The 7,653-nt window shown below is 42.1% G+C and carries 5 protein-coding genes; 1 reads left to right on the top strand and 4 read right to left on the bottom strand.

The features are described 5' to 3' along the window. The coding region (locus tag IJT21_01605; protein MBQ7576943.1) for a polysaccharide pyruvyl transferase family protein at positions 1 to 1,182 on the top strand (1,182 nt) is incomplete at its 5' end. Positions 1,183 to 1,223: 41 nt separating this feature from the next. On the opposite strand, the gene IJT21_01600 is transcribed toward IJT21_01605, so the two are convergent. The 4 genes from IJT21_01600 to IJT21_01585 form a co-directional block, all read right to left on the bottom strand. Next, a complete protein-coding gene (locus IJT21_01600) occupies positions 1,224 to 3,728 on the bottom strand; it encodes an adenosylcobalamin-dependent ribonucleoside-diphosphate reductase (protein ID MBQ7576942.1) in 2,505 nt (834 codons plus the stop codon). A gap of 105 nt (positions 3,729 to 3,833) precedes the next feature. Beyond that, positions 3,834 to 5,513: a hypothetical protein gene (locus IJT21_01595; GenBank protein ID MBQ7576941.1), complete on the bottom strand. Its 1,680-nt coding sequence runs from the start codon at positions 5,511 to 5,513 to the stop codon at positions 3,834 to 3,836. Positions 5,514 to 5,587: 74 nt separating this feature from the next. Next, positions 5,588 to 6,337 (bottom strand): triose-phosphate isomerase, encoded by a 750-nt coding sequence (locus IJT21_01590; protein ID MBQ7576940.1) that lies wholly within the window; start codon positions 6,335 to 6,337, stop codon positions 5,588 to 5,590. Between the two features lie 12 nt (positions 6,338 to 6,349). Next, positions 6,350 to 7,540, bottom strand: a complete 1,191-nt coding sequence (locus IJT21_01585; GenBank protein MBQ7576939.1) for a phosphoglycerate kinase — start codon at positions 7,538 to 7,540, stop codon at positions 6,350 to 6,352. Positions 7,541 to 7,653 lie beyond the last annotated feature (113 nt).

Below are 7,653 nucleotides of genomic sequence, written 5' to 3'. Positions count from 1 at the left end.
GCACAGCACAGCACAGCACAGCACAGTAACAATCATTGTCTGAATTTTTCGGAAAATAAAATTTTACTTGTCTCATTATACGGCAATAATTACGGGAATATTCTTCAGCGTTATTCATTAGCAAGAACGATAGAATCATTAGGCTTTGAAGTTGATAATTTATGCCCATATGAATCACGGCCCCCCAGAAATTATTTATTAGAAGCTGCAACATCATTTAAGAAGTCAGTAAAGACTCTAATCAAGAGAATGCTCGCACTTGCCGGAATCAGAAAATATCTTGATAAGCAGCTCACACGCGAAAGTAAATCTTCAGCCTTCACTAAAAAATTAAATGCGTTTTGCGATAAATATATAAAGCGTAAAATTTTTGTCTCATATGATGAAATGCAAAATATCAATAAATCGCAATGGGATAAATATAAATTTGCAGTAACCGGCAGTGATCAAGTCTGGAGAATTTGGCTGCACACAATAGAGCAAGCAGAATGTTACTATCTTGAATTTATGTCGCGCGAAAAAAGAGTCTGTTACGCACCCAGTTTCGGATTTACTCAATTTTATGAGCCTGATATAAATCTTCACAAAAAAGGGCTTGAAGGTTTTGACAAGTTATCTTGCCGTGAACAAGAGGGCGTTAATTTAATCAAGCAGCTAATCAATAAAGACGCAAAACTTGTGTTAGACCCGACACTTTTATTAAATGCTTCACAGTGGCGCGAAATTGAATGCAAACCAGATATAAATTTGCCGGATCGTTATGTTCTTACATATTTTCTCGGCAGGAGAACGCAAGAGTACGAACGCGCAATAAAGCAAGCCGCCGGAGATTTGCCGGTTATTGACATATATAACGGAGCAGAAGCATTTTTGCAAAATTATGTGGCAGGTATTGAAGAATTCTTGTATTTATTCGATCACGCTGATTTTGTACTCACTAATTCATTTCACGGCACTGTATTTGCTATTAACTTCGGGAAAAAATTTTATTCCTTTACGCGCGAATATGAGAGTTTCAGCCGGATTCAAAGCATATTAGACAGCTTAAATCTCGCTAATCACGCGTATAAATCCGAATCAAATTCCAGACCCGACGAAATTAATTATCATGAAGTAAACGAGAAATTAAATATTCTTCGTGAAAGCTCTATTAAATATTTGCGGGAATGTTTGAACGTGTGAGCTAAAAAAATTCCCTCGGCCTATCAACCGGGGGAAAAAATTTATTTGCAAGGACTGTAGCCGCAGCTGAAGCAGTATTCACAGCCTGATATTCTCTCTAACGGTGCCCCGCAGTCGGGACAAATCATTGATTTATCGCTTAATCGCGCGTTAGTAATTTCTCTATCTATTAATTTTTCGAGCAGCAATGCTATAGCGTCAGGTATAGAACGCACAGCATAATTGTCATCAAATTCAAGCATCCAAAATTCTTTGCCTGATAAACCTTTCAACGTGTCAATAAAATCTTCAAGACTGCAGCCCGAACGCAGCCCAATAGAAATTACACGCGATAATGCCTCTGTCATAGCCTTTAACTCTGAGCCGCTCTTGCCGACATTCACAAAAATTTCAAATGGGTCTTTGCCGTCGAAATTCATTGTTACGTAAATGCTGCCCCACGGCGTTTTGTCCTTTATTGTTTTGCCGTAGACAACGAGTCCGGGACGTTCTTTAACTTTCTTGTATTTAGGCTCTGGGGCGGGTGATTTCTCTTCTTTCTTGACCTCTATGGGCTGATAAGATCTCGAACCGTCGCGATAAATAGTTATTCCCTTGCAGCCTAATTTGTAGCACTCTCTGTAAACTTGTTTCACGTCTTCGATTGTTGCGGAATTCGGAAGATTTACAGTTTTGCTTATGCCGCTGTCGACAACCTGCGCAAAGATTCCCGTTACTGTAACATGCTGCTGAGTCGTTATGTCATATGCTGTAACGTAGGCAGGATTCGCGAGTCTTCCGCCTGTAGCTCTATATTCGCTGCGTTGTTCGGGAGTTAATAATTTGTGCCAGAAGTCTACATCTTCAAAGCCTGTGCCGTCGGTCTTCATTATTCTGCGATTCCATGACCACGCAAAATTAGGTTCTATTCCTGAGCTCGTGTCAAGCAGCATAGAAATTGATCCTGTCGGAGCTATTGAGAGTCTCCTGCTGTTGCGCAGATTTCCGGCAAATAAATTTTTCAGCACAAATTTTGTATCATCATTAAATTCAAAGCCGGCCAGAGTATTTATTAACGTCGCAGGAATCTTTTTATCTGCACGCATAACATGTAACATTGAGTCAAAATCTTCGTGCGACTCAGGAACGCTGAATCCCTCAAATAATTTGCTAACTAAATCATGTTCAGGGAAGGGGAATTTTTTAGCGTCATCAACAATTTTAATAGTCGCCAGCAGTGCCGAACGCGCAAGAACGCCGGAAAGTTTTTCACAGAAAATATTAAACTCGTCAGAACCGTAAATTATATTCTGCATGATAGAAGCGTCCGCAAGTCCCATTATGCCAAGTCCTACAGGGCGTATTGATTTCGTCCTCTCGCCGATTTTCTCTAATGGATAAGAGCAAGCGTCAATAACGAGATCAAGATAATAAATCGACCTGAACACTTGCGCAGAAAAACGCGAGTAATCAAATTCTTTGTTGTCATTTACAAATTTTTCGACGTTGATTGATCCTAAATTACAGCTCGTGAAATTCGGTAAAGGCTGTTCACCGCATGGGTTAGTAGCTTCGATTTCCCATTCTGCACCGCCGAGCTTCAATAAATTATCCTGTCTTGCACGGTCAATAAAGAATATTCCCGGATCGCCCCGTTTCCATGCTGACTCGCAAATGTGATCAAGCAAATCACGCGCTTTAATAGTTTTTACTGTTGAACCGTCGACTCTTGAATGCAGGTCAAAATTTTCGTCCTTGTCAGCAGCCTTCATTAATTTATCAGAAACAGCAACAGAAATATTGAAGTATGACAATTTGCCGTCTTCGGTCTTGCAGTCGATAAAATCATAAATATCGGGGTGATCGTCAAACAGCATACCCATTAAAGCAGCGCGCCTTTTTCCGCCCTGAACGACAACCGCGCCCATAGTGTTCCATGTTTCCATGAATGAGACCGGCCCCGACGCTTTACCGCCTGTACCTCCTGCAATTTCTGAACTGTGTTCGCGCAAATGTCCGAAATTACCGCCGACTCCTCCGCCGAACTTGCTTATAATGCTGGCATTCTTGACGGATTCAAATATTCCTTCGATACTGTCGGGAACACTTATAACGAAGCACGCAAATAACTGCTGATTCTTTGTTCGGGATTCATAAATTTTGCGATAGTCTTCGTAAGTCATCAGGTCAGGCGATTTATAAATTATCTCGGCCATTTCCGGAATAATAGTAAGTCCCGCTGCTGCACTGAACAAACACGGCGAATTAAACAAGAACCGGCGGTTTAATATGTCGCTGGCTATATTTTTCTCAAGAGTGATTAACCATTCGACAGAGTCAGAGTAATTTACTTCAGCACTTGCTACTGTGCGAGCTACTCTGCGTGCGAACTCCTCAAAATTTTTTTCCTGCCTGACCGCGTTAATTTCAGGGTCGAATCTATGCACAAAATATCGCTGTTCCAGAAGCCAGACAGCATTATCCGAGAGTCTTGACTGCCCGGAATTTTCTAGAGAGTGCGTGTCAATATTTGCGTCAAAAAATTCTCGTATTGGTTGAATGCTCATTTTGTGTAAATTTCATGCTCCTTTCGCAAAAAATACCCCCCGACCCTGTTATTTTCGAGTCAGGGGTGAAATTTCGATATTCTATTACAACTTTTGCCTATAAATTTATTTTGCAGGCGTTCCCGTGTCAGGTTCTGTTGCTGGTGCCGGAGCTGTTTTCGGCATGTAATCTTTGCAGATTTTGACGATTCTTACTAAGATTCCATCTTCCGGCGCAACATCAGCAATGTTGAATATAAAGTGTACTATTTCATCAGATTCGCCCCAGATAGCAAATGAGGGAACAGAAAATTTCGCGCTTAAAATCGTTGCTGCATCCTCGGCGATTTTCCCGTAACCGAACATTTTCGCCATAGGTGAAAGAATTGCAATTACGTTATTGTCAGCTATCCACTTTTGAATCCCTTCGAAATCGATCCATAATGCAGAGATTCCCGTTTTGCTGATTAATTCTGCAAATTTTTCTGAAGGCTGGGGCTTGTCGTTGAGGCTCGTTAAGTCTGCGAAATTGAAATTTATAGAACCTTCATTATTCACAACTAAGAAAGATACGGGGCTGATTGAAGAGTCAAGCTGTAAGATCTTTTCTTGAATGCGTGAGAAAAATTTAGAAGCTGATAATTTCTCGAATATCTTTGCGGCTGCTCCCTCTTGGCCGGTGAATGACATATAAAGCGCGGGAATCTTGAAGCTGTCAAGATTTATGCTGTCATTGACTATAATAGAAAATGGGCCGTTTATGAGGCTGAGTAATTCTTCTTCAGTGATACCCAGTACGCTCTGAATAAGTTTTGCGAGATTCTGTATAGCTTTTTTCGCGTCGTCGTTGTCGTAGAGTCTTGCAGCGTTGAATATTCCTCCGAGTGCGATTATCGGTGATGAACTCCCGCCTGCTGTGTCGAGATTTATATAACTGCCCTTAACCGGAGTCAATGTCATGTTATTAAGTTTATCTGCGACCGCTTTAATTAATGCCTCACGTAAATTAAACGTGAATGAAGCTGTGAATCTGTCGGGGACTCTCTGGAAGCCTAACTCTGCATTTAACGGAGCTTTGAACATTGAAGCAATTTTCTGCAAGTCTTTATCATCGTCAAATGTCTTTATCGTGTCAAAATCTAAGTGCGTGAAAATAAAATCTTCAGTGTCAAATTTGCGTCCGACATTGTGAAATAATCTCGCGCCCTCAACATCAAGAGCGTTCAAAGCCGATTTCAAATCACTATCTGACAAAGCAAGCACTAATAAATCGCCCTCAGCCTTGAATTTAATCACGTTGTCAATAGTATAGACTCCGTCCTCGCCGCGTTCAGTCTTTATCATGGTCTCGGCAAATGTAAGCATAGGGCTGTTTGTACCGAGAAATAATTTAGCAAAGTCTGAGTCCTGCGCGCTTCCGTCTTTGATTTTGCTGACGATAGAATTTAATTCCGGTGCTACAGTGAAGGCCATCTGCATAAATGGCTCGTCAATATCTCCCTTGTTTACTCCTGCAACGAGAGCAACGGATTCTAACGGCATATGTGCTGTAATTGAGCGTATGACTTCAAGATAGCCGATTATCTCATTTGATGACTCAGAAGCGAGAATCAACGGCATAAAAGCGTCAATATTTTCCTGCGATAACAGCCAGCGTGCGAAATTTCCTGCGTCGCTCAATCCCATAGCAACATAAACAGAATCGTTACTCTTGAGGCTTAATGCGTCCTGAGGTGCAGCAAGTGCAGAAGTGGTAAATACTGCAATTACAAGAACTGCCGCGCAAAAAATTTTTCTTAACTTCATTTGTTAGTAACCTCCCTTATTTCTTGCGATAAAAAATGCCCCCTGATTATAATACGAATCAGAGAGCGTGAAAATTATCCTTTGTAAGCTCCGTAAATCTCAAGGAATGAAGCAGGCTTTAATGATGCACCGCCGACTAAAGCGCCGTCGATGTCCTTCATTGAGAGCAACTCTTTAGCGTTTGACCCTTTGACGCTGCCGCCATAGAGAATTACAACGCTGTCATCACCGATTAATTTGCGGCTCCACTCGCATACTTCCTGAGCCTGATCGCTGGTTGCTGATTTTCCCGTGCCGATTGCCCAGACTGGTTCATAAGCGTAAATAATTTTCTTGACTTCATCGGGGGATAAATCTTTCATTGCACTCTTTAATTGACGCTCCATCACAGTGAAGGTATTGCCGGACTCGCGTTCTTCGAGTGTCTCACCGTAGCACAAAACCGGAGTCATTCCTGCGTCGAGAACTGCTTTAACTTTTTTCGCGATTAACTCATCGGACTCGCCGAAAATGTGTCTTCTTTCGCTATGACCGATTATTATATGGGTTACGCCGTATTCTTTGAGCATGGGAATAGAAATTTCGCCGGTAAATGCTCCCTTAGGCTCGTAATAGACGTTTTGTGCACCGTGAACGATACCGCATTTTTTCGCACCCTGATAGAGCGGCCATAATGATGTGAAGGGCGCAAAGATTCCTACTTCGAGATTTGAGTCATTCTTGTATGGCTCATAGACTGCCGGAAATTCCTCAAAAAATTTTTCTGTCTCGGCGTAGTTGTTGTTCATTTTCCAGTTGCCGTATAAATAAATTTTCTTGCTCATAATTACACTCTCCTAAATTCTAAATGGTTCCATGCCGGGTAATTTTTTACCTTCGCAATATTCGAGACTTGCGCCGCCGCCTGTTGAGACGTGAGAGACTTTGTCAGCGACTCCGAACTGTCTTACTGCGCTTGCTGTGTCTCCTCCGCCGATAACTGTTACAGTGCCGTGTTTCTGGGTCATATCTGCTACTGCTTCAGCTAATTTTTTCGTGCCTTCTGCAAATTTTGCGTCCTCGAATACTCCCATTGGGCCGTTCCATAAAATTGATTTTGCGCCTTCGAGAGCTGCGACGAAATTTTTGACTGTCTCAGGGCCGATATCGAGTCCCATTTTATCAGCTGGCATTGAATCGCTTGACACTATTTCTGTATCAGCTGCGTCAATTGCAGAGGCTGCGACACTGTCAACGGGCAACAAAATTTTTACTCCCATATCAGCGGCTTTCTTGAGGGTATCTTTTGCAAAATCGAGTCTCTCATCATCACATAAAGATTTGCCGATTTCTTTTCCCTGAGCCTTCAAGAACGTATAAGCCATGCCGCCGCCGATTAAAATTGTAGTAGCCTTGTCTAATAAGTTGCCTACGATGTCGATTTTGTCAGAGACCTTTGCGCCTCCGAGAATTAAGACATAGGGTTTTGCGGGATTCTCACTGACTGCGCCGAGCATTTCTCCCTCACGTTCGAGTAAATCACCTGCAAAAGCTGCTTTAACGAACGGGATAACGCCGCTTGTAGAACAGTCTGCACGGTGGCTCGCGCTGAATGCGTCCATTACGAAAACGTCAAAGCCTTCTGCCATTTTTTTGCTGAACTCGGGATCGTTTTTCTGTTCTTCCGGGTGGAAACGCGAATTTTCGAGTACTACTATTTCGCCTGGTTTGAGTGCGTTTACTGCTTCTGCGACTTTAGGGCCTACGCAATCATCAACAAATACGACTTTGAGATTATATGCTTTCTCGATGTCGGGTACGATTTGTGAAAGCGAGAATGCCGGATCTACTTTACCTTTTGGCCGTCCGAAGTGAGAAATTAAAGCGACCTTTGCGCCTGCGTCGAGTAATTTTTTAAGTGTGCTGGCGTGTGCTCTAATACGTGCGTCGTCAGTTACTTTGCCATTTTTGAAGGGTACGTTGAAATCAACGCGCATTAATACCTTTTTGCCTGCTACATCAGCGGGAGTGAAAGTTTTTAGCTTCATGATTTATATTTCCTCCGTATAAAAATTTTAGTGGATCATGTATAGGGATATTTTACAGCAAATATTAATATGAGTCGCCTTAAAGTTTATAAGCACCTGTTATGGCTAGTTTT

This window comes from Synergistaceae bacterium (genome assembly GCA_017443945.1).
Classification (GTDB): domain Bacteria; phylum Synergistota; class Synergistia; order Synergistales; family Aminobacteriaceae; genus JAFUXM01.
The sequence above is the reverse complement of the archived record's forward strand: the minus strand, read 5'-3'. Positions and strand labels throughout refer to the sequence as shown.